A 21,669-nucleotide genomic window follows, 5' to 3' on the forward strand; every position below is an offset into this window, starting at 1 on the left:
GCGCATTAACGATACATTATGTAAAGCTCATCCCCCCTCCCTCCCCCTCCCCCCCCCCCCCCCCCCCCCCCCCCCCCCCCCCCCCCCCCCCCCCCCCCCCCCCCCCCCCCCCCCCCCCCCCCCCCCCAGTGCTGTGACCGGAAAGGTTGGGCGGGCAACCGTTTCCGTTGGGCCCGCGTCCAGTTGAGCAAGGCGGCGGCCCAGCCGCGGCCGGGCGTACGGGGCCCTACAGGACCCCGGGCGGCCGCGTCGTACGGAACCACGCGCGGCACCACGTGCGGGGTCGGGCCGCCGCACCGGTGCGGGCGTCCGGTCACCATTCGGATGGCGTAGGAAGTCCACCCTCCGGTTGCTCCACCCTTTCGTACCCCCCCTAGACTGGACATCCAGCAGGTGGCTACACGCTCGAAAGGCGCCCACGTGTCCATCGGCAACTCCAACTCCCCCGAAGAAGAGCGGCCTTCGACCGACGACCGGTCCGAGGACCGCATCGTCGAGCGTTCCGTCGAAGAGCCGTCCATCGGGACGGCCCTCAAGAAGGCCCGGATCGCCGCCGGGCTCACCGTCGACGAGGTCAGTTCCGCCACCCGCGTGCGCATCCCGATCGTGCACGCGATCGAGGACGACGACTTCACGCGGTGCGGCGGCGACGTCTACGCCCGCGGCCACATCCGTACGATCTCCCGCGCCGTGCACCTCGATCCTGCACCCCTGATCGAGAGGTACGACGCGGCCCACGGAGGCCGGCCGGCACCCACACCCGCCGCACCCATGTTCGATGCCGAGCGGATCCGCCCCGAACGGCAGCGGCCCAACTGGACCGCCGCCATGGTCGCCGCCATCGTCGCGGTGATCGGCTTCGTCGGCTTCACGGCCTTCGGCGGCGGCGACGAGAAGGCGAAGCGGCCGGTGGCGGAAGGTTCCGTCTCCCCGCAGCCCGCACCCAAGCAGTCCGGCGGCAAGCCGTCCGGCACGCCCCAGCAGACCCCGCAGCAGCCGCAGGCCCCCAAGCCGGAGCCTTCGGACAGTGCCATCGCCGCCGCGCCCAAGGACCTCGTCACGGTCGTCCTGACGGCCGACACCGGCGAGAGCTGGATCTCGGCGAAGGACCACAGCGGCCGTCTGCTCTTCGACGGAACCCTCGCGCAGGGCGAGTCGAAGACCTTCACCGACAAGGAGTCCATCGACCTGGTGCTCGGCGATGCCGGGGTCGTGAAGCTCTTCGTGAACGGCAAGGAGATCCAGGACGAATTCCAGCCGGGTCAGGTGGAACGCCTCACATACACCAAGGACGATCCGCGTCAGGGACCGGCCCAGGCAGGCTGACCTGGCCTTGGCCCGGGCGCCCTCCAGGCGCTGAAGCTGTGATTCCGGATCCCCGGGGTGCCGCGCCGCACCCCGGGGATCTTGCTGTGCCGGTGCTCCGGCGGGACTTGGGGGAGGGGCCGACGCCGGGACGAAGTAGTCTTGAGTCCATGCCCGAACGCCGTACCGTCGCCCTTGTCACTCTTGGCTGCGCCCGTAACGAGGTGGACTCGGAGGAGCTCGCAGGCCGCTTGGCGGCGGATGGCTGGGAGCTCGTCGAGGACGCCGCCGATGCGGACGTAGCCGTCGTCAACACCTGTGGCTTCGTCGAAGCCGCCAAAAAGGACTCCGTAGACGCCCTGCTGGAAGCCAACGATCTCAAGGATCACGGCAAGACCCAGGCCGTCGTCGCCGTCGGCTGTATGGCCGAGCGCTACGGCAAGGAACTCGCCGAAGCGCTTCCCGAGGCCGACGGGGTCCTCGGCTTCGACGACTACGCCGACATCTCCGACCGCCTCCAGACCATCCTCAACGGCGGCATCCACGCCTCCCACACCCCGCGCGACCGGCGCAAGCTGCTGCCGATCAGCCCCGCGGCCCGCCAGGACGCCGAGGTGGCACTTCCCGGCCACGCGCAGGAGCCCGCCGAGGCGCCCGCCGACCTGCCGGACGGGCTCGCGCCCGCCTCCGGGCCGCGCGCGCCGCTGCGCCGCCGCCTCGACAAGAGCCCGGTCGCCTCGGTCAAGCTGGCCTCCGGCTGTGACCGGCGCTGCTCCTTCTGCGCCATCCCGTCCTTCCGCGGCTCCTTCATCTCCCGCCGCCCCAGCGACGTGCTGGGCGAGACGCGCTGGCTCGCCGAGCAGGGCGTCAAGGAGATCATGCTGGTCTCCGAGAACAACACCTCGTACGGCAAGGACCTCGGCGACATCCGCCTGCTGGAGACCCTGCTGCCCGAGCTGGCCGAGGTGGACGGCATCGAGCGCGTCCGCGTCAGCTACCTGCAGCCCGCCGAGATGCGGCCCGGCCTGATCGACGTACTGACCTCGACCCCCAAGGTCGTGCCGTACTTCGACCTCTCCTTCCAGCACTCGGCCCCCGACGTGCTGCGCGCCATGCGCCGCTTCGGTGACACCGACCGGTTCCTGGAGCTGCTGGACACCATCCGCTCCAAGGCCCCGCAGGCCGGCGTCCGGTCCAACTTCATCGTCGGCTTCCCCGGCGAGAAGGAGTCGGACTTCGCCGAGCTGGAGCGTTTCCTCACCCACGCGCGGCTGGATGCCATCGGCGTCTTCGGCTACTCGGACGAGGACGGCACCGAGGCGGTCACCTACGACCACAAGCTGGACGAGGACACCATCGCCGAGCGGCTCGCGCACATGCAGCGGCTCGCCGAGGAGCTCACCTCGCAGCGCGCGGAGGAGCGCATCGGGGAGACCCTGGAGGTACTCGTCGAGACGGTCGTCCCCTTCGACGAGGCCGAGGAGGGCGAGGGTGCCTACGGGCGCGCCGCCCACCAGGCGCCCGAGACCGACGGCCAGGTCGTCTTCACCGACGGCACCGGTCTGGTCCCCGGACGTATCGTGACGGCCAAGGTGGTCGGCACGCTGGGCGTGGACCTCGTGGCCGAGCCCCTGGACCTGGAATTTGAGGAGGCGGCCGGATGACCGGAGTCCCGGCATCTGCGGCGGGCGGGACCGGCCGCCGGCCCGCGCCCGGCGCGAAGCTGGGGGCTGCGGCGGTCAATCAGGCCAGCCTGTGGAACATCGCCAACATCCTGACGATGATCCGGCTCGTCCTGGTGCCGGGATTCGTCCTGCTGCTGCTCGCCGACGGGGGCTACGACCCCGTCTGGCGGGCGCTGGCCTGGGCGGCGTTCGCCGTCGCCATGATCACGGACATCTTCGACGGGCACCTCGCCCGTACGTACAACCTGGTCACGGACTTCGGGAAGATCGCCGACCCCATCGCCGACAAGGCGATCATGGGGTCGGCTCTGGTGTGTCTGTCGTGGCTCGGCGACCTGCCCTGGTGGGTGACCGGTGTGATCCTCGGGCGGGAACTCGGGATCACGCTGATGCGTTTCTGGGTCATCCGGTACGGAGTGATTCCGGCCAGCCGGGGCGGCAAGCTCAAGACCCTGGCGCAGGGGACGGCGGTGGGCATGTACGTGCTCGCACTGACCGGACCGCTCGCGACCCTGCGCTTCTGGGTGATGGCGGTGGCGGTCGTGCTGACCGTCGTCACCGGTTTGGACTACATCCGCCAGGCCGTGGTGCTCCGGCGCAAGGGCCTGGACGCGGAGCGAGCCGCGTAGTGACGGACGGGGCGGGGGATTCTGCAGTGGCCCGTGAGGCAGAGCGGAATCTCACGGCCGCAGAAGCGGTCGCCGCGGACGTCCTGCGGATCCTCGCGGAGAGTGACGAGACGCTCGCCGTGGCGGAGTCGCTGACCGGCGGGATAGTGGCCGCGGTGCTCACATCCGTCCCCGGGGCCTCGCGGTCCTTCCGCGGTTCGGTCACGGCGTACGCGACGGAGCTCAAGCACCGGCTGCTGGGGGTGGACGCCGCGCTGCTGGCGGCCGAAGGCGCGGTGAACGCGCAGGTCGCGGAGGAGATGGCGGCCGGGGTGCGCCGGGCGCTGGGCGCCTCGTGGGGCATCGCGACGACCGGAGTGGCCGGTCCCGACCCCCAGGACGGGCAGCCGGTGGGCACGGTTTTCATCGCCGTGGCGGGTCCGGCAGGCAGGAAAACCGCCCGGCTGAGGTTGAACGGCTCCCGCGCGGAAATCCGTAGGGAGAGTGCACGGACAGTGCTCGAACTTCTCTCGAGCGAACTCCGCGAGAATCTGCGGGGGCAGGATACGGAACAGAACGGGGGGATTTGATGTTTGCAGCCCTGAGTGAACACGACATCGCTCCCCGCACGGCCGCGGCGCGAGGCGGTACGGTGGGGCGTGAAGGTTACGGCTACACGGTCAGAGGAGGGAGCCACCGATGATTCTGCTCCGTCGCCTGCTGGGTGACGTGCTGCGTCGGCAGCGCCAGCGCCAGGGCCGTACTCTGCGCGAAGTCTCCTCGTCCGCCCGAGTTTCGCTCGGCTATCTCTCCGAGGTGGAGCGGGGGCAGAAGGAGGCATCCTCCGAGCTGCTCTCCGCGATCTGCGACGCGCTTGACGTACGGATGTCCGAGCTGATGCGCGAAGTCAGCGACGAGCTGTCGCTGGCGGAGCTGGCACAGTCGGCCGCGGCAAGCGAACCGGTGCCTGCGCCGGTCCGCCCGATGCTCAATTCGGTATCCGTGGCCTCGGTCACGGGTGGCCCGGAGCGGGTGACCATCAAGGCGCCCGTGGAAGCGGTGAATGTCGTAGCCGCGTGAGTCGCGCGATTGCGTGAGCGTGTGAGTGTGGCCGGAGCCCCGGCCGGTGCCTGACGCACCGGCCGGGGCTCCCGGCCGTTCTGGGTGCGAGGGCCGAGGGGGTGCGGGAGGATGGGCCAGTCCGGGTACCCGGCCCCTGGAGGTGGCCGTGCGGCGGTTGCAACGTATACCTGCGGGCCTGGCCCTCGCACTGGCGGTGGGAGTCCTGTGGTGGTGGGCCGTGCTGCGGCTGGTGCTGGAGCCCGCGGACTCCGGGCCCGTGGAGGGCGCGGTGGCGGTCGGCGGGTGGGGGCTGGGGGTGCTGCCGGTGCACTGCCGGCCGGGGCCGGGTCGGGGGTCGGGGGCGCGTCGGGGGTCTCGGCCGGCAGGCTCGTGGCGGGGGGCGGGAGCCGGCGGGGAGGCGGCTACCAGGGCATCGACACTCCACCGTTCGGGCGAAGAATCTGGCCCGTCATGAAGGACGAGGCGTCCGAGGCGAGGTAGAGCACGGCCTGGGCGATGTCCTCGGGCTCGCCGACCCGGCGCAGCGGGGACATCCGGGTCATCGCCGCCTCCGTCTGCTCCTGGACCTCGGGGCTGTGGCGGCCGGTCATCGGAGTGCGGATCCAGCCGGGCGCGACGGCGTTGACGCGGATGCCGTGCGGACCGGCCTCGGTGGCCAGGGTCTTCGTGAGCTGGACTACGGCGGCCTTGGCGGCGCTGTAGCAGAGCAGGCCGGGCTGGGCGGCGTCCACGGCGCCGGAGGCCATGGTGACGATCGAGCCCGGGCGGCCCGCGGCGATCATGGAGCGGGCGGCCTCCTGGCAGGTGCGGAGCACCCCCTTGAAATTGATGTCCAGGATCCGGTCGAGGTCCTCGTCGGCGGTCTCCAGGACGCTGCTGGTGTGCATGACCCCGGCTATCGCGGCGGCGATGTCGAGCGGACCGGCCGCCGCGACGGCTTCCCTGACGCGGGCCCGGTCGGTCACGTCGAGGGCGTGGACGGTGGCGGCGCCGCCGGCCTTGGTGATCAGGGCGGCCGTCTCGGCCAGGCCCTGCTCGTCACGGTCGGCGCAGTGCACGTGCGCGCCGGCCTCGGCGAGGAGCACGGCGGTGGCGCGGCCGATGCCGCTGGCGGCGCCGGTGACGAGGGCGCTGCGGCCGGAGAGGTCGTACGAGGCGGCGGGCCTTGCGGTGGGCTGTGCGGTGGGTGTGGGCATGGCGGGACCGTACGGCCGTATCTGACGGACCGTCAACGGGTGTGGGGCCGCGGCTACGGCGTAGGGCCGGACTGGCAGCGGGGGCACCAGTACGTGGGCCGGGCGTCCTGGGGGGCCTCGCGGACGGGTGTGCCGCAGCGCAGGCAGGGGCGGTGGGCGCGGCCGTAGACGAAGAGGTCCTGGCCGGGGCGGCGGCTGCCGGTGGTGTTGCGGCGGGGGTACGGGCCGGTGATGTTCGCGGCGAGCAGCCGGTGCGCGGCGGCGGCCAGGCGGGGGAGCGTGGTCTGCGGGAGCGCGCCGACGGGGGTCCAGGGGGTGACCTGGGCGAGGAAGCAGAGCTCGCACTTGTAGATGTTGCCGATCCCGGCGAGGTTGCGCTGGTCGAGCAGGGCCTCGCCGAGGGGGCGCTCGGGGGCGGCGGCGAGGTTGGCCGCGGCCTTGTCGGGGTCCCAGTCCGGGCCGAGCAGGTCGGGGCCGAGGTGGCCGACGGCGTTGGCCTCGTCGGCGGTGCGGATCAGTTCGAGGACGGGGAGGCGGTAGCCGACGGCGGTGTGCGTCTCGGTGCCGAGGATGGCGCGGATCTCGTGGGCGGGGCCGCCCCGCCATTTCGCTCCCGCGGGGAACACGTGCCAGGCGCCGTCCATGCGGAGGTGGCTGTGGAGGGTGAGTCCGCCGGCGGCGTCGCCGTTACCCGTGAACCGCGCCAGGAGGTGTTTGCCCCGGGGGACCACGCTGAGGGTGGTGCGGGCGGTGAGGTCGACCGTGGCGAGGCGGGGGGTACGGAGGTCCGAGCGCGTGAGGCGGTGGCCCGCCAGGGCGTCGTGGAGCCGGGCCGCTGCGCGCCAGACGCTGTCTCCTTCGGGCATGCCGCCATTGTCGCTCCGCTCGGCTCCAGGATGCGGCGCGACGGCACCCGCTGGCGCCCGCCACCGGGCCCGGGCTTCGCGCCCGGGGCTCCGCGTCCCGGGCCTCGCTGGCGCCCGCCACCGGGCCCGGGCGCACCCGTGCCCCGTCGGCGGCGGCCGCCGCCGTCTCCCGGCGCACCCCTGCCCGCCGCTCCCCCCACAGCGGGGCGCGGCGGTGCGGCCGCCCGGGCTCGGGTCCCGGGGGGGCTTGGACTCGGGGTGCTGTGTCCGGGGTTGGTTGGGCCGGCGGTCGGCGGGTCCCCGTGGGGGACTGCCCTGGCCGGAGCCCCCGGCTGCGCGCCCCTGCGCGGGGGCTCCGTTGCCGGGGGCGGGTCCCCGTAGCGCCCGCCCGGGTGGCCGCCGGAGGTTAGGGGCGGAGGCGGAGGCCGCGGGGGGTGGCGTGGAAGCCTGCGGATTCCAGGGGGCGGCCCAGGGGGGAGGTGAGGGAGGGGGTGGCGTTGATGCGTTCCACCGTGAGGGAGGGGAGGGTGCCCGCGCGGGAGGCGGTGGCGAGGGCCGTCACGGCTGCCGTCAGGCGGGGGTCGTCGGCTTCGGGCCAGGCCAGGAGGGTCTTGCCGCCGCGTTCCAGGTAGAGGGTGAGCTCGCCGTCCACCAGGACGACGAGGGAGCCGGCCTTGCGGCCCGGCTTGTGGGTGGCGCCCGCCGGGGGCTCCGGCCAGGGCAGGGCCGCGCCGTACGCGTTCGCGGGGTCGGCGGCCGCCAGGACCACCGCCGCCAGCGGGGGCGGCGTCCGCTCGGCGGCCCGGAGCCGGTCCACCGCGCCGTCCATCGCGAACTGCGCCGCGCCCAGCCCCTCGACCACGTAGCCCCGGCGGGCCTGGCCGCTGTCCTCGAACGCCGACAGGATCCGGTAGACCGCGCTGAAGCCGCCCTCGACCCCCTCGGCCGCGACCGCCCCGCGCGTGACGACGCCGTGGCGGTCCAGCAGTGTGCGGGCCAGCGCGTGCGCGCGGTGGGTCGGGTCGGGGGCGGCGGCCGGGAGGAGGGACCACCGCCCGGCGACGGTGGGCGGACCGGTACGGGAGACGGTCGGGCTGAGCGTGCCGTAGCGGCCGCGCGGGATCGTGCGCCTCGCGCGGTGCGCGGTGGCGCCCGCGGTGCGGCCCGAGCCGAGGAGGGAGCGCAGCGGGGACAGGGTGTCGTTGGTGAGCCGCCCCGACCAGGCCAGGTCCCACAGGGTCGAGGACAGGTCCAGGTCCGAGGCCTCGGGGTGGCGGGCTCGGACGGAATCGGTGATCTGGCGGAAGAACAGGCCGTAACCCCCGGCGAGGGAGTCGAGGACGGCCTGGTGGAGCGGGCTCAGCTCCAGCGGGTGCGCCGGCGGCAGCAGCAGGGGTGCCGCTTCGGCCAGGTAGAGGGAGATCCAGCCGTCCTTGCCCGGCAGGGCGCCCGCGCCGGCCCAGACCACCTCGCCCGAGGCGGTGAGCTCGTCCAGCAGGTTCGGGGAGTACCCCGCGACCCGGGACGGGAGGATCAGCCGCTCCAGCGCCGAGGCCGGCACCGGGGCGCCCTGGAGCTGCTCGATCGCGCGGGCCAGGCCGTCGATGCCGCGCAGCGCCCCGCCCAGGTGCTGCCACTGCGGGAGGAAGGTGGCCAGAGAGGTCGGCGGGACCGGTTCCAGCTCCTGGCGCAGCGCGGCCAGCGAGCGGCGGCGCAGCCTGCGCAGCACGGTGGCGTCGCACCACTCCTGGCCGATGCCCGCCGGGTGGAACTCGCCCTGGACCACGCGCCCGGCCGCCGCCAGCCGATGCAGCGCGCCGTCCGTCACCGCCGCGCCCAGGCCGAAACGGGCGGCGACGGCGGCCGTCGTGAACGGCCCGTGGGTACGGGCGTACCGGGCGAGGAGGTCGCCCAGCGGGTCCTTGACCGGCTCGGTGAACGCCTCCGGGACCCCCACGGGCAGGGCGGTGCCCAGAGCGTCCCGCAGTCGGCCCGCGTCCTCGATCGCCGCCCAGTGGTCGAGGCCGCCGATCCGCACCCGGATGGCCCGGCGGGCCGCCGACAGGGCCTCGGCCCAGGACGGGTCCGCGCCGCGCCCGGCCAGTTCCCCGGAGGTGAGCGGGCCCAGCAGGCGCAGCAGGTCGGCCACCGACTCGGCGTCCCGGGCCCGCCGGTCCTCCGTCAGCCACTGGAGCTCCCGCTCCAGCTCCTCCAGCACCTGCGCGTCGAGCAGCTCGCGCAGCTCCGCCTGGCCGAGCAGTTCGGCCAGCAGCCGGGAGTCCAGGGACAGCGCCGCCGCCCTGCGCTCGGCGAGCGGCGAGTCGCCCTCGTAGAGGAACTGGGCGACGTACCCGAAGAGGAGGGAGCGGGCGAAGGGGGAGGGTTCTGCGGTGGTGACCTCGACGAGGCGGATCCGGCGCGCCTCGATGTCGCCCATCAGCTCGGTCAGGCCGGGCACGTCGAAGACGTCCTGGAGGCATTCGCGTACGGCCTCCAGCACGATCGGGAACGAGCCGAACTCCGAGGCCACCTGGAGCAGCTGGGAGGCGCGCTGGCGCTGCTGCCACAGTGGGGTGCGCTTGCCCGGATTGCGGCGCGGCAGCAGCAGGGCGCGCGCCGCGCACTCGCGGAAGCGGGAGGCGAACAGTGCGGAGCCGCCCACCTGGTCGGTGACGATCTGGCTGACGTCGCCGTGGTCGAAGGCGACGTCAGCCGCGCCCAGCGGGGCCTGTTCGTCATCGAACTCGAAGGTGGCCGTGCGGGAGGGGTCGTGGTCCAAGAGGTCCATGGACAGCAGGTCCGCGTCCGGCAGGCGCAGCACGATGCCGTCGTCGGCATGCATCACCTGCGCGTCCATGCCGTACTTCTCGGCGAGGCGGGCGCCCAGCGCCAGCGCCCACGGGGCGTGCACCTGCGCGCCGAAGGGGGAGTGGACCACGACCCGCCAGTCGCCGAGCTCGTCGCGGAAGCGCTCGACCACGATGGTCCGGTCGTCGGGGACGTGCCCGCAGGCCTCGCGCTGCTCGGAGAGGTACGCCAGTACGTTCTCCGCGGCCCAGGCGTCGAGGCCGGCCGCCAGCAGGCGCAGCCGGGCGTCCTGCGCGGTGAGGCCGCCGAGCTCGCGCAGGAACGCGCCGACCGCGCGGCCCAGTTCGAGGGGGCGGCCGAGCTGGTCGCCCTTCCAGAACGGCAGCCGGCCCGGCACTCCGGGGGCGGGGGTGACCAGGACCCGGTCGCGGGTGATGTCCTCGATGCGCCAGGAGGTGGTGCCCAGGGTGAACACGTCGCCCACGCGGGACTCGTAGACCATCTCCTCATCGAGCTCCCCGACGCGGCCACCGCCCTTCTTCGGGTCCGATCCCGCGAGGAAGACGCCGAAGAGGCCGCGGTCCGGGATGGTGCCGCCGGAGGTGACCGCCAGGCGTTGGGCGCCAGGCCGGCCGGTGATCGTGCCGGCCACGCGGTCCCACACCACCCGGGGTCTGAGCTCGGCGAACGCGTCCGACGGATAGCGGCCCGCGAGCATGTCCAGGACCGCCGTGAAGGCCGACTCCGGCAGCGCGGCGAAGGGCGCCGCCCGCCGGACCAGCGCGAGGAGGTCGTCCAGCTGCCAGGTGTCCATCGCGGTCATCGCGACGAGCTGCTGCGCGAGGACGTCGAGGGGATTGGAGGGGATCCGCAGGGACTCGATCGAGCCGGTGCGCATCCGCTCGGTGACCACGGCGGCCTGGACGAGGTCGCCGCGGTACTTGGGGAAGACCACCCCGGTGGAGACGGCGCCCACCTGGTGCCCGGCCCGGCCCACGCGCTGGAGCCCGGAGGCCACCGACGGCGGGGACTCCACCTGCACCACCAGGTCCACCGCGCCCATGTCGATGCCCAGTTCGAGACTGGAGGTGGCGACCACGGCGGGCAGCCGGCCGGCCTTCAGATCCTCCTCCACCAGCGCCCGCTGCTCCTTGGACACCGAGCCGTGGTGCGCGCGGGCCAGCAGCGGCGGGGCGCCGTGGGCGGCGCCCGACTGGGCCATGATCTCGGCCGGCGGCGCACCGCCCGTCGAGCCGCCGTCCAGCTTCTCGCCCATCGCCCGCTCGTACGCGATCTCGTTCAGCCGGTTGCAGAGCCGCTCCGCGAGCCGGCGGGAGTTGGCGAAGACGATGGTGGAGCGGTGGGCCTGCACCAGGTCCGCGATCCGCTCCTCGACATGCGGCCAGATCGACGGCTTGTCGCCGCCCTCGCGGCCCTCGGTGGCGGGGGAGCCGCCCAACTCGCCCATGTCCTGGACCGGGACGACGACCGAGAGGTCGAACTCCTTGGTCGACGGCGGCTGGACGATCTCCACCTTGCCGCGCGGTGCGAGGTACCGGGCCACCTCGTCGACCGGACGGACCGTCGCCGACAGTCCGATCCGGCGGGCCGGGCGCGGCAGCAGCTCGTCCAACCGCTCCAGGGAGAGGGCCAGATGGGCGCCGCGCTTGGTCCCGGCCACCGCATGCACCTCGTCCAGGATCACCGTCTCGATCCCCGACAGGGCCTCGCGCGCGGCCGAGGTCAGCATCAGGAACAGCGACTCGGGCGTGGTGATCAGGATGTCCGGCGGGCGCGTGGACAGCGCCCGGCGCTCGGCGGGCGGGGTGTCACCGGAGCGGATCCCGACCCGGATCTGCGGCTCGGGCAGTCCGAGGCGCACCGACTCCTGCCGGATTCCGGTCAGCGGGCTGCGCAGATTGCGCTCCACGTCCACCGCCAGGGCCTTCAGCGGGGACACATACAGCACGCGGCAGCGCTTCTTCGCCTCGGCCGGGGGCGGGGTCGAGGCGAGCTGGTCGAGGGCCGCCAGGAACGCGGCCAGGGTCTTGCCGGAACCGGTGGGCGCCACGACGAGCACGTCCGAGCCCTGTCCGATCGCCCGCCAGGCGCCCTCCTGCGCGGAGGTGGGCCTGACGAAGGCCCCCGTGAACCAGGAGCGGGTCGCGGGGGAGAACGAATCGAGCGCGGTACCGGACATGCCCCCATCGTGCACCCGGCCACTGACAACGGGCCGGAGCTGCGAGAACACCCCTGCCCGGCGGGGCGCAGAATGGGGGGATGGGGACGGACGAGGGGCGCGGGGAGTGGGCCCGGCACTGGCAGTACGCGGAACTGCCCGGGCTGGACCTGCTGCGCGCCCACTACGTACGCCACACCTTCCCTCGCCACGCGCACGACGGGTACGTCATCGCGGCCGTCACCGGCGGCATCGAGGAGATCGGCCTGCCCGGCACCACCGTGCGGGCCGGGCCGGGCAGCGTGGTCCTGATCAACCCCGAGGTGCCGCACTCCGCGCGCGCCGGGGTGCCCGAGGGCTGGGCGTACGCCACCCTCTACCCCTCCCGGGAGCTGATCACCGAGGTCGCCGCCGAGATCGGCACCCTGCGCGGGACCCCGGGCTTCACCGCCGACATGGTCGCCGACGCGCAGGGCTCGCGGGCCATAGCCGAGGTGCACCGGGCCGCGGAGGCGGGGAACGCGCTGGCCGCCGACACGCTGCTGCGCGGTGTGGTCGCGCGGATGCTCAGCCGGCACGCGGGCCCGCTGCCCGCCCGTACGACGCGGCGCGCGGGCGCCGACGACGCCGTGCGGGCCCGGGCCGTGCTGGAGGAGCGGATGGCGCAGCCGCCGTCGCTGGAGCAGCTCGCGGCGGAGCTGGGCACGAGCCCGTTCGCGCTGTTGCGGGCCTTCCGGGAGCAGTACGGGATGCCGCCGCACACCTGGCTGACCGATGCCCGGGTCCGGCGGGCGCGCCGGCTGCTCGACGCGGGCACCGCGCCGGCGGAGGCGGCCCTCGCGGTCGGCTTCACCGACCAGCCGCACCTGAACCGGCACTTCACCCGGATCGTGGGGGTCCCGCCGGGCGCCTACCGGCGGGCGCGCATCCCCTAGTCCACGGCGGCGCGCGCAAGAACGTACAAGACCCGGGTGCCCCCGCCTGCGTACGTTCGGGGCGTGGGAGAACATCAGATGGTGATACAGGAGGCCCCCGGCGGGGCCGTCACAGGGCGGCCGCGGGCCGCCGTCGTGCGGGACGCGCTCGGGGTCGGGGTGGCCGTCGGGCTGTCCGGGTTCGCGTTCGGGGTGACCGCGGCCGGGTCCGGGGTCAGTGTGCTGCAGGCCTGCGTGCTGAGCCTGCTCGTCTTCACCGGAGCCTCGCAGTTCGCGCTGGTCGGGGCGCTGGCCGCGGGCGGCAACCCCTTCACCGCCGCCGCCGGGGCCTTCTTCCTCGGGACCCGCAACGCCTTCTACGGGCTGCGGCTCTCGCAGCTGCTCGCGCTGCCCCGCGCCGTGCGCCCCCTCGCCGCGCACTGGGTGATCGACGAGACCACCGCCGTGGCCCTCGCCCAGCCCGACCGCAAGTCGGCCCGGCTCGGCTTCACCGTCACCGGGCTGAGCCTCTACGTCCTGTGGAACCTGACCACCCTGCTGGGTGCGCTCGGTGCCGAGGCCATCGGGGACACCGCCGCCTGGGGGCTGGACGCCGCCGGGCCCGCCGTCTTCCTCGCCCTGCTCGCGCCGATGCTGAAGTCCGCCACCGAGCGGGCCGTGGCCGCGCTCGCGCTGGTTCTGGGGCTCGGGTTCCTGCCCGTGCTGCCCGCCGGGGTGCCGGTGCTGATCGCCGCGCTGGCCGCGCCCGCCGTGCTCTGGATGAAGGGACGCCGCTCGTGAACGTCTGGATCGCCATCGGACTCACCGTCCTCGGCTGCTACGCCGTCAAGCTCGCCGGACTGCTCGTGCCCGCCGGGGCGCTGGAGCGGCCCGCCGTGCGCAAGCTCTCCGCCCTGCTGCCGGTCGCGCTGCTCGCCGCGCTCACCGCCCAGCAGACCTTCAGCACCGGGTCCGCCCTCGTCGTCGACGCCCGAGCCGCCGGGCTCGCCGCCGCCGGGCTCGCGCTGCTGCTGCGGGCGCCGTTCCTGCTCGTGGTCGCGGCCGCCGTCGTGGTCACCGCGGGGGTACGGGCCCTGGGCGGCTGACCCCGGTCCCGCCCCCGCCCCCGGCCGGAGCGGTCCCGGCCGGCAGGCGCCCGTACGCGCGCAGGGTCAGCAGCGCCTCCAGCGTGGCGATCGGCCGCCGCTCCAGGGAGCTGCCCGGCGCCCATGCCCGGCGGCGCACCGGCCAGCCGCCGTCCGGCTGCTGCTCGGCGGCCAGGAAGTCCAGCGAGCGGCCCAGCTCCGCGTCCGTGAACCAGCCGCGGGCCAGGGACTCCGGCCGCCGGGCGAAGTCGTACGGGAAGAGGTGCTCGCCGGGGGCGTACCCGGAGGGCGGCGGGTACTCCTCGCGCCGCCCCGGCTCCAGCACGGCCAGGCGCTGCTCGCGCACCAGCCGCCCCAGCCGGTCCGCGGCCGCCGCCGCCCGCGCCCGGTCGGGGACGCCGTCCAGGAAGGCCACCGCGCTCTGGACCTCGTACGGATGGGAGTGGCTCAGGTTCTCGACCCGGTCCCAGCAGAAGTCCGTCGCCCGGAACAGCCACGCGTGCCAGACCCGGTTGCGGTGCAGCACCCCGACGACCGGGCCGGTGGTCAGCAGCTCGCTCGGCGGGTCGTCGTGCACGGGGTGGTACGGGGCCGCGGGATAGCCGCGCGGGGCCGGGAAGACCACCGGCAGCGCGCCGTCCGCGGTGGACACCCGCGTGAGGTGGCGGCAGAGCCTCTCGATGCGCTGCCCGGCGCAGCGGCCCAGGCCGTCCAGGATCCGCAGGGCGTGCGCGGTGTGCAGGGGCTGGCTCAGCGGTCCGCGCAGGTCGGGGTCGAGCGCGTGCCCGTAGCCGCCGTCGCCGTTGAGGTACGAGGCGAGGGCGGTGTCCACCGGGTCGGCGTCCCCGCCGAGGAAGTGGAACGCGAACCGCCGCTGCTCCAGCACCCGGGCCGTGAGCCAGATGAACTGCTCGGCGCGGGCCAGCGGAGCCGGTAGGGCCGCGGGCACGGGGGCCGGCGGGGGAGCTTCGTCTCCAGGCATGCGAGAAACGTAGGGCGCCGTGGTGCGCCGACGCAGGACGATCGGGGCGGGTGCACTCTCCGGGGCGGGATACTGGAGGCATGCGGTTGACGATTTTCTGGGAGCGGATGGCCGAGCACTTCGGCGAGGGCTACGCGGACTCCTTCGCGCGGGACCACGTCATGACGGAGCTCGGGGGACGCACCGTCCACGAGGCGCTCGACGCGGGCTGGGAGACCAAGGACGTGTGGCGCGCGGTCTGTTCGGCGATGGACGTGCCGGGCTCGCTGCGCTGACCGTGCCGCAGGGGCGCCGCCTCGCCGGGACCGGCCGGGCTTGAGCCGCTCCTCGTGGTCCGGGCCGCCGGTGGGCCAGACTTGGCGGCGTGGCAGCCACCGAAGAGACGACCGACCAGCCCTCAGAAGCCCCCGGCGAGCCCGGGGGCCCGCCGCCGGGGACCGCCCCGTCGGGGGGCGCTGCGGGGGACGCGGCGCGGATGCCGCGCTGGCTGCCGCGTGCGGTGGTCCTCGTACTGGCCCTGATCGCCTGCTTCCAGCTCGGCAGCTGGGCCTTCCACCAGCTGATCGGGCTGCTCGTCAACATCCTGATCGCGTTCTTCCTCGCGCTCGCGATCGAACCGGCCGTGGCCAGGATGGCGGCCCGCGGCATGCGCCGCGGGCTCGCCACATTCCTGGTGTTCCTCGGGGTGTTCGTCGCGTCCGCCGGATTCCTGACCTTGCTCGGCTCGATGCTCGCCGGACAGATCGTCGACATGGTGGCGGGCTTCCCGGGCACGCTCGACAAGGTGATCGACTCGATCAACCGGACCTTCCACACCGAGCTGTCGCGGCTGGACATCCAGGACAGCCTGCTGCACTCCGACTGGCTCCAGAAGTACGTGCAGAACAGCGCGACGGGCGTGCTCGACGTGTCCGCCACCGTGCTCGGCGGGCTCTTCAAGCTGCTGACGATCGGGCTGTTCTCCTTCTACTTCGCCGCCGACGGGCCGCGGCTGCGGCGCGCGCTGTGCTCCGTACTGCCGCCCGCGAAGCAGTCGGAGGTACTGCGCGCCTGGGAGATCGCCGTCACCAAGACGGGCGGGTACCTCTACTCGCGCGGGCTGATGGCGCTGATCTCCGGCATCGCGCACTACATCCTCTTCGTGATCCTCGACGTGTCGTACGCGCCCGCGCTCGCGGTGTGGGTGGGGCTGGTGTCGCAGTTCATCCCCACCATCGGCACCTACCTGGCGGGCGCGCTGCCGATGCTGATCGCCTTCACGGTCAATCCCTGGTACGCGCTGTACGTGCTCGGATTCGTGGTGGTCTACCAGCAGTTCGAGAACTACGTGCTGCAGCCCAAGCTCACCTCGAAGACCGTCGACATCCACCCGGCGGTCGCCTTCGGGTCGGTCATCGCGGGCACCGCCCTGCTGGGCGCGGTCGGGGCGCTGATCGCGATCCCGGCCGTCGCCACGCTGCAGGCCTTCCTCGGCGCGTACGTGAAGCGCTACGAGCTCACGAGCGCGGCCGCCGATGAGGAGCCCGGGCCTACCCGTCGGCGCCGAGTACGGCTGCCAAGGCTTCGGTGACGCTCGCCTCGACAGCGGCCTTGTCGACGCCGAGACCGGTCAGCAGGCCGTCGCCGTCCTCCAGTTCGAGGATGCCGAGCAGGATGTGCTCGGTGCCGACGTAGCCGTGGCCCAGGCGCAGGGCCTCCCGGAAGGTGAGTTCCAGGACCTTCTTCGCGGACGCGTCGAAGGGGATGAGGTCGGGGACCTCGTCGGCGGCCGGCGGCAGGGTGGCGGCCACGGCCGCCCGTACGTCGTCGGCCGCGATCCCCTGGGCGGTCAGGGCGAGCGCCGCGAGGCCCTCGGGCTCGGCCAGCAGGCCGAGGACCAGGTGCCCGGTGCGGATCTCGGTGCCGCCGGCGGCGCGGGCCTCGTTCTGCGAGGTCATCACCACGTTGCGGGCGCGGGGGGTGAAGCGGCCGAAGCCCTGGTTCGGGTCGAGGCCGGGGTCGCCCTCCTTGTCGGCCTTGGGGACGAAGCGCTTCTGGGCGGCCTGGCGGGTGACGCCCATGCTGCGGCCGATGTCGGTCCAGGAGGCGCCGGAGCGGCGGGCCTGGTCGACGAAATGGCCGATGAGGTGGTCGGCGACCTCACCGAGGTGCTCGGCGGCGACGACGGCGTCGCTGAGCTGCTCCAGGGTGTCGGTGTGGACCTTCTTGATGGCCTCGATGAGGTCGTCGAGGCGTACCGGGTTGGTCATGCGAACGGGTTCCACCGAAGGGTTCGTCATGAGGCAACCGTAGGTTGACAGTCCGAAGGGTGTCAACCCTGGGTTGTCAGTCGATATAGGCGGGGGATACGGGCGTTTCGTACACCTGGGGTCCATGAGCGTCGACGAGATCACCAGCCCCGGGCCCCGGCCTCGCACGCACGTCCTGCGCGGGCGCGCACCCGCCCCCGCCGCGCCCGCGCCGATCACCGCGCTGCACAGCGGGGGCGTCGCCGCCGCGGCCCTGCTGACCCTCGTCGGAGCCGGTGCGCTGCTGCGCGAGCCGGTGCTGATCCCGCCGATCGCGGCCAGCGCGGCGATCGTGTACGGGGTGCCCGCGCTCCCACTGGCCCAGCCCCGGAGCGTCATCGGCGGGCACCTGCTGTGCGCGGCCGTCGGCTACCTGGCGCTGGCGGCGCTGGGCGGCGCGGCCTGGGTGGCGGCGCTCGGGGCGGGTGTGGCCGTCGGCGTGATGACCCTGGCCCGGACCCCGCATTCGCCGGCCGCCGCGACCACCGTGGTGGTGGTCCTCCAGGCGCCGCGGCCGCTGGTCTTCGTACCGCTGCTGACGGGGGCGGCCCTGGTCCTGGTGCTGGCCGGGATGGCGGCGTCCCGGGCGCGGCGGGGTGCGGTGGCGTACCCGGCGTACTGGTGGTGAGGCGGGCGCGGGCGTACGTGCGGTGAGTGCCGGGCCCCGGGCCTTCGTGTCAGATTCCGCCGCCGCAGCCGGCGCCGCAACCGGCCGCACAGCCGCCGACGCTCGGGGGCTCCTTCGCGGCGGAGGACGCCGGCCCGGGTGCCGGGCGGGGGCGCAGGTGCGCCGTGAGGGGAGCCAGGCCGTGGAGCGCGCCCGAGCCGGGCCCGTTGCGGGCGACGGCCGTCAGGGCGGCACGGGCTGCGGCGGGGACCCCGGAGGGCAGCGGCGGGGCCCAGGTCCCGTCGGCGGCGGCCTCGCGGCTGCGGCGGAGCCCGGCCGCCGTCGCGTGCCGGTCGAGCGGTACCGTGCCCGCGAACAGGCTGACCAGCCCCGTCACCACCCCGAGCGCCGTGAACGCGAGGAACGGCCGCAAGCCCGAGCCCTGCCCGGTGGCGGAGTCCACGATGCACGCCGCGACGGTCGCCAGGACCGCGACCAGCACGCACACCGACTGGGCCAGCTCGGCGTTCGCGGCCCGTTCGCGCCGCCGGGGGTCCACCGCCAGTCCGCGCCCGACCAGCGCCCGCTCCACCTCGACGGCGGCGGGGCGGTCGCCGACCCCGGTCCGGAACGCTGCCGCGTGCGGCGGCGCCTCCCCGTCCAGCAGGGCCAGCGCGGCCGCCTGGACGGGGTCGCTGCCCGGGTCGTTGCCCTCCGGTCCGGGGGCGGCCCGTACCGCAGTGACCCGGCCGTCGTCGGTGACCGCCAGGCGCCCGCCCAGGTGCAGCGCGCAGAGGGCCACCTCGGCGACCCCGCGCCGGCCGCGCTCCAGGTACGCGGCCTCGTACAGGCCGATCGGCCCGCTGTCGGCGCTGCCCGGCCGGCCCGTCCGGCCCGTCCGGTCCGTCCGGTCCTGGGGGTGGAGCCTGTGGTACAGCCACACCCGGGCGAGGCTCACGCCGAGCAGAGGCACGCCCGCCCCCGCGAATATGAAGACCCACACGCCCCGAGTCTGGCTCCCGCCCCGGGGCGGGAGCAACGGTCAGGACGCCGCGGACGCTACGCAGTGCGCGCGAAGGAACGGCGGTAGGAGCGGGGCGGCACACCCCGGCGGCGCACGAACTGCTCGCGCAGGACGGCCGCGCTGCCGTACCCCACCCGGCGGGCGATCTCCTCGACCGGCAGATCGGTGGTCTCCAGGAGCTCCTCGGCGCTGCTCAGCCGCAGGCCCCGCAGCCATGCGTGCGGGGTCGTGCCGGTCGCGGCGGCGAAGCGGCGGGCGAAGGACCGTTTGCTCATCACGGCACGCCGGGCCAGTTCCGCGACGGGAAGCGGCTCGTGGAGGTGCTCGCGGGCCCAGGCGAGCACCTCGGCGAGCCGCTCGTCCTGGCAGTCCTCGGGGACGGGGGCGGCGAGGTACTGGGCCTGCCCGCCGTCGCGGTGCGACGGCAGCACCATGTCCCGGGCGACGGTGTTGGCCATCGCGGCTCCGTACTCCCGCCTCAGCAGGTGCAGGCACAGGTCGAAGCCCGCGGCGGCTCCCGCACCCGTGGTGATCCGCCCGTCGTCGACGTACAGGGCGTCGGGCTCGACGGCGACGTCCGGGTGGCGGCCGGCCAGCAGCCCGGCGAACCGCCAGTGCGTGGTGGCCCGCCGGCCGTCGAGCAGCCCGGCGGCGGCGAGCGCGAACGTACCGACGCAGTGGGCCGCGACCAGCGCGCCCCGCGCGTGCGCGGCCGCCAGCGCGTCGAGGACGGCGGGTGCGGGCGGCGTACGGAAACCGGCCCAGGGCAGGGCGATCGCCAGGTCGGCGGCGGCCAGCCGGTCCAGGCCGTGCTCGATCGTGAGCGGCACGCCCACGTCGGTGGGGACCCGTCCCGGCCGGTCGGAGCACAGGGCGAAGTCGAAGCCCGGCATCCCCTCCCCGTGCGGGGCGAACACCTCGGCGACGATGCCGACGGCGAGCATGCCGACTCCGGGCGGGGCGTACGCGGCGACGGTCTCGAAGGGCGGCACCCGTGCAGTCTGGCACGCCTGGCACTAATCCTGCGATCAGCGGCAGCAGTGCCACTCGTACGCGGCCGCCCGGCCCGGAAGTATTGAGGACATGACGACGAACACGGCAGTAGAGACGACGACTTCGACCCCGGCCCCGACCCTGGCCCCGACCCCGGCCACGCAGGACGCACCGCTCGGCCGCAGCGCCGTGTACCGGGTCCTGACCACCGGCTACGTCGGCTCCACCGGCCCCGGAGTGGCCGCCACCGTCTCCTACGTCTCGGACGCCGGCCGGCACGTGATCTTCGACCCGGGCATGGTGGCCTCCCACGACGACATCCTGGGCCCGCTCGCGGAGCTGGGGCTCGGCCCCGACGACATCACCGACGTGGTGCTCAGCCACCACCACCCGGACAACACCATGAACGTGGGCCTGTTCGGCCGCGCCCTGGTCCACGACCACAAGGTGGAGTACCGGGCCGACCAGTGGAAGAACCGCGACGCGGAGGGCTACGAGCTCACCCCGTCGCTACGGCTGATCCGCACCCCGGGGCACAGCGCCGAGGACATCACGCTGCTGGCCGGCACGGACTCGGGCGTGGTGGCCTTCGCCGGTGACCTGTGGTGGCACTCGGCGGGACCGGCGGACGACCCGGTGGCCCCGGACCGCGAGGTCCTGCGCACCTCCCGGCTGCGGGTGATGGCCGCCGCGGACCTGATCGTGCCCGGCCACGGCGCCCCCTTCGCTCCGGACGCCACCACCCCGCGCTAGGGGGTGTCTCCTGGGGCTGGCGTGGCGCGCTTGACACGGAAATCGAACACGTATTCTTATGGGTTATCCACAGCCAAACCGGGCGTGGGAGCGCATTGTCAGTGGCAGGCGTTAGCGTCAATGGCGTGAAGCGATCGACTCAAGCAAACCGGGTGGAACCCATGGCAGGCACCGACCGCGAGAAGGCTCTCGACGCCGCGCTCGCACAGATTGAACGGCAATTCGGCAAGGGTGCGGTCATGCGCCTCGGCGACAAGCCGAACGACCCCATCGAGGTCATCCCCACCGGGTCGACCGCGCTGGACATCGCCCTCGGCGTCGGCGGGCTGCCCCGCGGCCGCGTGATCGAGGTGTACGGGCCGGAGTCCTCCGGTAAGACGACCCTGACCCTCCACGCCGTGGCCAACGCGCAGAAGGCCGGCGGCACCGTCGCCTTCGTGGACGCCGAGCACGCGCTCGACCCCGAGTACGCGAAGGCCCTCGGCGTCGACACCGACAACCTCATCCTGTCCCAGCCGGACACCGGTGAGCAGGCGCTGGAGATCGTGGACATGCTCGTCCGCTCCGGTGCGCTCGACCTGATCGTCATCGACTCCGTCGCGGCGCTCGTGCCGCGCGCGGAGATCGAGGGCGAGATGGGCGACTCGCATGTGGGTCTCCAGGCCCGCCTCATGAGCCAGGCGCTCCGGAAGATCACCGGTGCGCTCAACCAGTCCAAGACCACCGCGATCTTCATCAACCAGCTCCGCGAGAAGATCGGTGTGATGTTCGGCTCGCCGGAGACCACCACCGGTGGCCGCGCGCTGAAGTTCTACGCCTCGGTGCGCCTCGACATCCGCCGCATCGAGACTCTCAAGGACGGCACGGACGCGGTCGGCAACCGCACCCGCGTCAAGGTCGTCAAGAACAAGGTCGCGCCGCCGTTCAAGCAGGCCGAGTTCGACATCCTCTACGGCCACGGCATCAGCCGCGAGGGCGGCCTGATCGACATGGGCGTCGAGCACGGCTTCGTGCGCAAGGCCGGCGCCTGGTACACGTACGAGGGCGACCAGCTCGGCCAGGGCAAGGAGAACGCGCGGAAGTTCCTCTGCGACAACCCCGCCCTCTCCGACGAGATCGAGCGGAAGATCAAGGAGAAGCTGGGCGTGGGTGTCCGCAAGGACGCCGCCGCGGACGAGACCGCCGCCGCTGCGCCCGCCGAGACCGCGGCAGTTCCCGCCCCGGCGTCGAAGGCCAAGACGACGGCCAAGGCCGCCGTGGCCAAGAGCTGAC

General features: G+C 74.0%; 20 protein-coding genes. 13 read left to right on the forward strand and 7 right to left on the reverse strand.

The window, feature by feature from the left end:
* The first annotated feature begins 420 nt into the window (after positions 1–420).
* The 5 genes from ACZ7GJ_RS36450 to ACZ7GJ_RS36470 all read left to right on the forward strand — a co-directional run bounded on the left by ACZ7GJ_RS36450 (position 421) and on the right by ACZ7GJ_RS36470 (position 4,678).
* Positions 421–1,326, forward strand: a complete 906-nt coding sequence (locus ACZ7GJ_RS36450) for a helix-turn-helix domain-containing protein (RefSeq protein ID WP_470758054.1) — start codon at positions 421–423, stop codon at positions 1,324–1,326.
* Between the two features lie 149 nt (positions 1,327–1,475).
* Positions 1,476–2,969, forward strand: a complete 1,494-nt coding sequence (rimO, locus tag ACZ7GJ_RS36455) for a 30S ribosomal protein S12 methylthiotransferase RimO (RefSeq protein WP_470758056.1) — start codon at positions 1,476–1,478, stop codon at positions 2,967–2,969.
* Positions 2,966–3,619: a CDP-diacylglycerol--glycerol-3-phosphate 3-phosphatidyltransferase gene (gene pgsA / locus ACZ7GJ_RS36460; RefSeq protein WP_470758058.1), complete on the forward strand. Its 654-nt coding sequence runs from the start codon at positions 2,966–2,968 to the stop codon at positions 3,617–3,619. The genes rimO and pgsA overlap by 4 nt, the downstream gene beginning before the upstream one ends.
* 26 nt (positions 3,620–3,645) lie before the next feature.
* Complete coding sequence (locus tag ACZ7GJ_RS36465; RefSeq protein ID WP_470758060.1) at positions 3,646–4,188, forward strand: CinA family protein; 543 nt, start codon at positions 3,646–3,648, stop codon at positions 4,186–4,188.
* 109 nt (positions 4,189–4,297) lie between these two features.
* A complete protein-coding gene (locus ACZ7GJ_RS36470; RefSeq protein WP_007266936.1) occupies positions 4,298–4,678 on the forward strand; it encodes a helix-turn-helix domain-containing protein in 381 nt (126 codons plus the stop codon).
* A 404-nt stretch (positions 4,679–5,082) separates the two neighbouring features.
* On the opposite strand, the gene ACZ7GJ_RS36475 is transcribed toward ACZ7GJ_RS36470, so the two are convergent.
* The 3 genes from ACZ7GJ_RS36475 to ACZ7GJ_RS36485 form a co-directional block, all read right to left on the reverse strand.
* On the reverse strand, positions 5,083–5,877 hold the full coding sequence (locus ACZ7GJ_RS36475; protein ID WP_470758062.1) for an SDR family NAD(P)-dependent oxidoreductase: 795 nt from the start codon (positions 5,875–5,877) through the stop codon (positions 5,083–5,085).
* A gap of 53 nt (positions 5,878–5,930) precedes the next feature.
* On the reverse strand, positions 5,931–6,743 hold the full coding sequence (locus ACZ7GJ_RS36480; RefSeq protein ID WP_470758064.1) for a DNA-formamidopyrimidine glycosylase family protein: 813 nt from the start codon (positions 6,741–6,743) through the stop codon (positions 5,931–5,933).
* 406 nt (positions 6,744–7,149) lie between these two features.
* Entirely contained in the window at positions 7,150–11,751 is a 4,602-nt protein-coding gene (locus ACZ7GJ_RS36485; RefSeq protein ID WP_470758066.1) for an ATP-dependent helicase, read from the reverse strand.
* Between the two features lie 80 nt (positions 11,752–11,831).
* On the opposite strand from ACZ7GJ_RS36485, the gene ACZ7GJ_RS36490 reads away from it, so the two are divergent.
* From ACZ7GJ_RS36490 to ACZ7GJ_RS36500, 3 genes are all read left to right on the forward strand, one after another.
* Positions 11,832–12,665, forward strand: coding sequence for an AraC family transcriptional regulator (locus ACZ7GJ_RS36490; protein ID WP_470758068.1), 834 nt, complete (start codon positions 11,832–11,834; stop codon positions 12,663–12,665).
* A gap of 78 nt (positions 12,666–12,743) precedes the next feature.
* Positions 12,744–13,445: an AzlC family ABC transporter permease gene (locus ACZ7GJ_RS36495; protein WP_470758070.1), complete on the forward strand. Its 702-nt coding sequence runs from the start codon at positions 12,744–12,746 to the stop codon at positions 13,443–13,445.
* Complete coding sequence (locus ACZ7GJ_RS36500; RefSeq protein WP_470758072.1) at positions 13,442–13,750, forward strand: AzlD domain-containing protein; 309 nt, start codon at positions 13,442–13,444, stop codon at positions 13,748–13,750. Before ACZ7GJ_RS36495 ends, ACZ7GJ_RS36500 begins: the two co-directional genes overlap by 4 nt.
* On the opposite strand, the gene ACZ7GJ_RS36505 is transcribed toward ACZ7GJ_RS36500, so the two are convergent.
* Positions 13,719–14,732, reverse strand: a complete 1,014-nt coding sequence (locus ACZ7GJ_RS36505; RefSeq protein ID WP_470758074.1) for a hypothetical protein — start codon at positions 14,730–14,732, stop codon at positions 13,719–13,721. The genes ACZ7GJ_RS36500 and ACZ7GJ_RS36505 overlap by 32 nt on opposite strands.
* An 80-nt stretch (positions 14,733–14,812) precedes the next feature.
* Between ACZ7GJ_RS36505 and ACZ7GJ_RS36510 the strand changes: the two genes are divergently transcribed.
* Entirely contained in the window at positions 14,813–15,007 is a 195-nt protein-coding gene (locus ACZ7GJ_RS36510) for a DUF3046 domain-containing protein (RefSeq protein ID WP_365919773.1), read from the forward strand.
* A gap of 200 nt (positions 15,008–15,207) precedes the next feature.
* Entirely contained in the window at positions 15,208–16,302 is a 1,095-nt protein-coding gene (locus ACZ7GJ_RS36515) for an AI-2E family transporter (RefSeq protein ID WP_470758094.1), read from the forward strand.
* Here ACZ7GJ_RS36515 and ACZ7GJ_RS36520 read toward each other — a convergent pair.
* The gene (locus ACZ7GJ_RS36520) at positions 16,262–17,011 is read right to left on the reverse strand and encodes a Clp protease N-terminal domain-containing protein (protein ID WP_470758076.1); all 750 of its coding nucleotides are present in this window, start codon (positions 17,009–17,011) and stop codon (positions 16,262–16,264) included. The two genes, ACZ7GJ_RS36515 and ACZ7GJ_RS36520, sit on opposite strands and share 41 nt — an antisense overlap.
* Positions 17,012–17,105: 94 nt before the next feature.
* Here ACZ7GJ_RS36520 and ACZ7GJ_RS36525 point away from each other — a divergent pair, with 94 nt between their 5' ends.
* Positions 17,106–17,648 (forward strand): HPP family protein, encoded by a 543-nt coding sequence (locus ACZ7GJ_RS36525; RefSeq protein ID WP_470758078.1) that lies wholly within the window; start codon positions 17,106–17,108, stop codon positions 17,646–17,648.
* A gap of 49 nt (positions 17,649–17,697) precedes the next feature.
* On the opposite strand, the gene ACZ7GJ_RS36530 is transcribed toward ACZ7GJ_RS36525, so the two are convergent.
* Both ACZ7GJ_RS36530 and ACZ7GJ_RS36535 read right to left on the reverse strand, forming a co-directional pair.
* Positions 17,698–18,630, reverse strand: coding sequence for a TIGR04222 domain-containing membrane protein (locus tag ACZ7GJ_RS36530; RefSeq protein ID WP_470758080.1), 933 nt, complete (start codon positions 18,628–18,630; stop codon positions 17,698–17,700).
* A gap of 56 nt (positions 18,631–18,686) precedes the next feature.
* A complete protein-coding gene (locus ACZ7GJ_RS36535; RefSeq protein WP_470758096.1) occupies positions 18,687–19,595 on the reverse strand; it encodes a GlxA family transcriptional regulator in 909 nt (302 codons plus the stop codon).
* A gap of 139 nt (positions 19,596–19,734) precedes the next feature.
* Between ACZ7GJ_RS36535 and ACZ7GJ_RS36540 the strand changes: the two genes are divergently transcribed.
* On the forward strand, positions 19,735–20,397 hold the full coding sequence (locus ACZ7GJ_RS36540) for an MBL fold metallo-hydrolase (RefSeq protein ID WP_470758082.1): 663 nt from the start codon (positions 19,735–19,737) through the stop codon (positions 20,395–20,397).
* A 161-nt stretch (positions 20,398–20,558) separates the two neighbouring features.
* Complete coding sequence (recA, locus tag ACZ7GJ_RS36545) at positions 20,559–21,668, forward strand: recombinase RecA (protein WP_470758084.1); 1,110 nt, start codon at positions 20,559–20,561, stop codon at positions 21,666–21,668.
* The last annotated feature ends 1 nt before the right edge of the window (position 21,669 follow it).

The organism is Streptomyces sp. NPDC037242 (assembly GCF_055604165.1).

What these genes read in the sequence shown, in the direction of transcription:
- ACZ7GJ_RS36515 (WP_470758094.1), top strand. Translation starts at nt 15,208, where the DNA reads ATGCCGCGCTGGCTGCCGCGTGCGGTGGTCCTCGTACTGGCCCTGATC.
- ACZ7GJ_RS36510 (WP_365919773.1), top strand. Translation starts at nt 14,813, where the DNA reads ATGCGGTTGACGATTTTCTGGGAGCGGATGGCCGAGCACTTCGGCGAG.
- pgsA (WP_470758058.1), top strand. Translation starts at nt 2,966, where the DNA reads ATGACCGGAGTCCCGGCATCTGCGGCGGGCGGGACCGGCCGCCGGCCC.
- ACZ7GJ_RS36485 (WP_470758066.1), bottom strand. Translation starts at nt 11,751, where the DNA reads ATGTCCGGTACCGCGCTCGATTCGTTCTCCCCCGCGACCCGCTCCTGG.
- ACZ7GJ_RS36540 (WP_470758082.1), top strand. Translation starts at nt 19,735, where the DNA reads ATGACGACGAACACGGCAGTAGAGACGACGACTTCGACCCCGGCCCCG.
- ACZ7GJ_RS36490 (WP_470758068.1), top strand. Translation starts at nt 11,832, where the DNA reads ATGGGGACGGACGAGGGGCGCGGGGAGTGGGCCCGGCACTGGCAGTAC.
- ACZ7GJ_RS36525 (WP_470758078.1), top strand. Translation starts at nt 17,106, where the DNA reads ATGAGCGTCGACGAGATCACCAGCCCCGGGCCCCGGCCTCGCACGCAC.
- ACZ7GJ_RS36520 (WP_470758076.1), bottom strand. Translation starts at nt 17,011, where the DNA reads ATGACGAACCCTTCGGTGGAACCCGTTCGCATGACCAACCCGGTACGC.
- ACZ7GJ_RS36505 (WP_470758074.1), bottom strand. Translation starts at nt 14,732, where the DNA reads ATGCCTGGAGACGAAGCTCCCCCGCCGGCCCCCGTGCCCGCGGCCCTA.
- ACZ7GJ_RS36475 (WP_470758062.1), bottom strand. Translation starts at nt 5,877, where the DNA reads ATGCCCACACCCACCGCACAGCCCACCGCAAGGCCCGCCGCCTCGTAC.
- ACZ7GJ_RS36480 (WP_470758064.1), bottom strand. Translation starts at nt 6,743, where the DNA reads ATGCCCGAAGGAGACAGCGTCTGGCGCGCAGCGGCCCGGCTCCACGAC.
- ACZ7GJ_RS36535 (WP_470758096.1), bottom strand. Translation starts at nt 19,595, where the DNA reads ATGCTCGCCGTCGGCATCGTCGCCGAGGTGTTCGCCCCGCACGGGGAG.
- ACZ7GJ_RS36470 (WP_007266936.1), top strand. Translation starts at nt 4,298, where the DNA reads ATGATTCTGCTCCGTCGCCTGCTGGGTGACGTGCTGCGTCGGCAGCGC.
- recA (WP_470758084.1), top strand. Translation starts at nt 20,559, where the DNA reads ATGGCAGGCACCGACCGCGAGAAGGCTCTCGACGCCGCGCTCGCACAG.
- ACZ7GJ_RS36495 (WP_470758070.1), top strand. Translation starts at nt 12,744, where the DNA reads ATGGTGATACAGGAGGCCCCCGGCGGGGCCGTCACAGGGCGGCCGCGG.
- rimO (WP_470758056.1), top strand. Translation starts at nt 1,476, where the DNA reads ATGCCCGAACGCCGTACCGTCGCCCTTGTCACTCTTGGCTGCGCCCGT.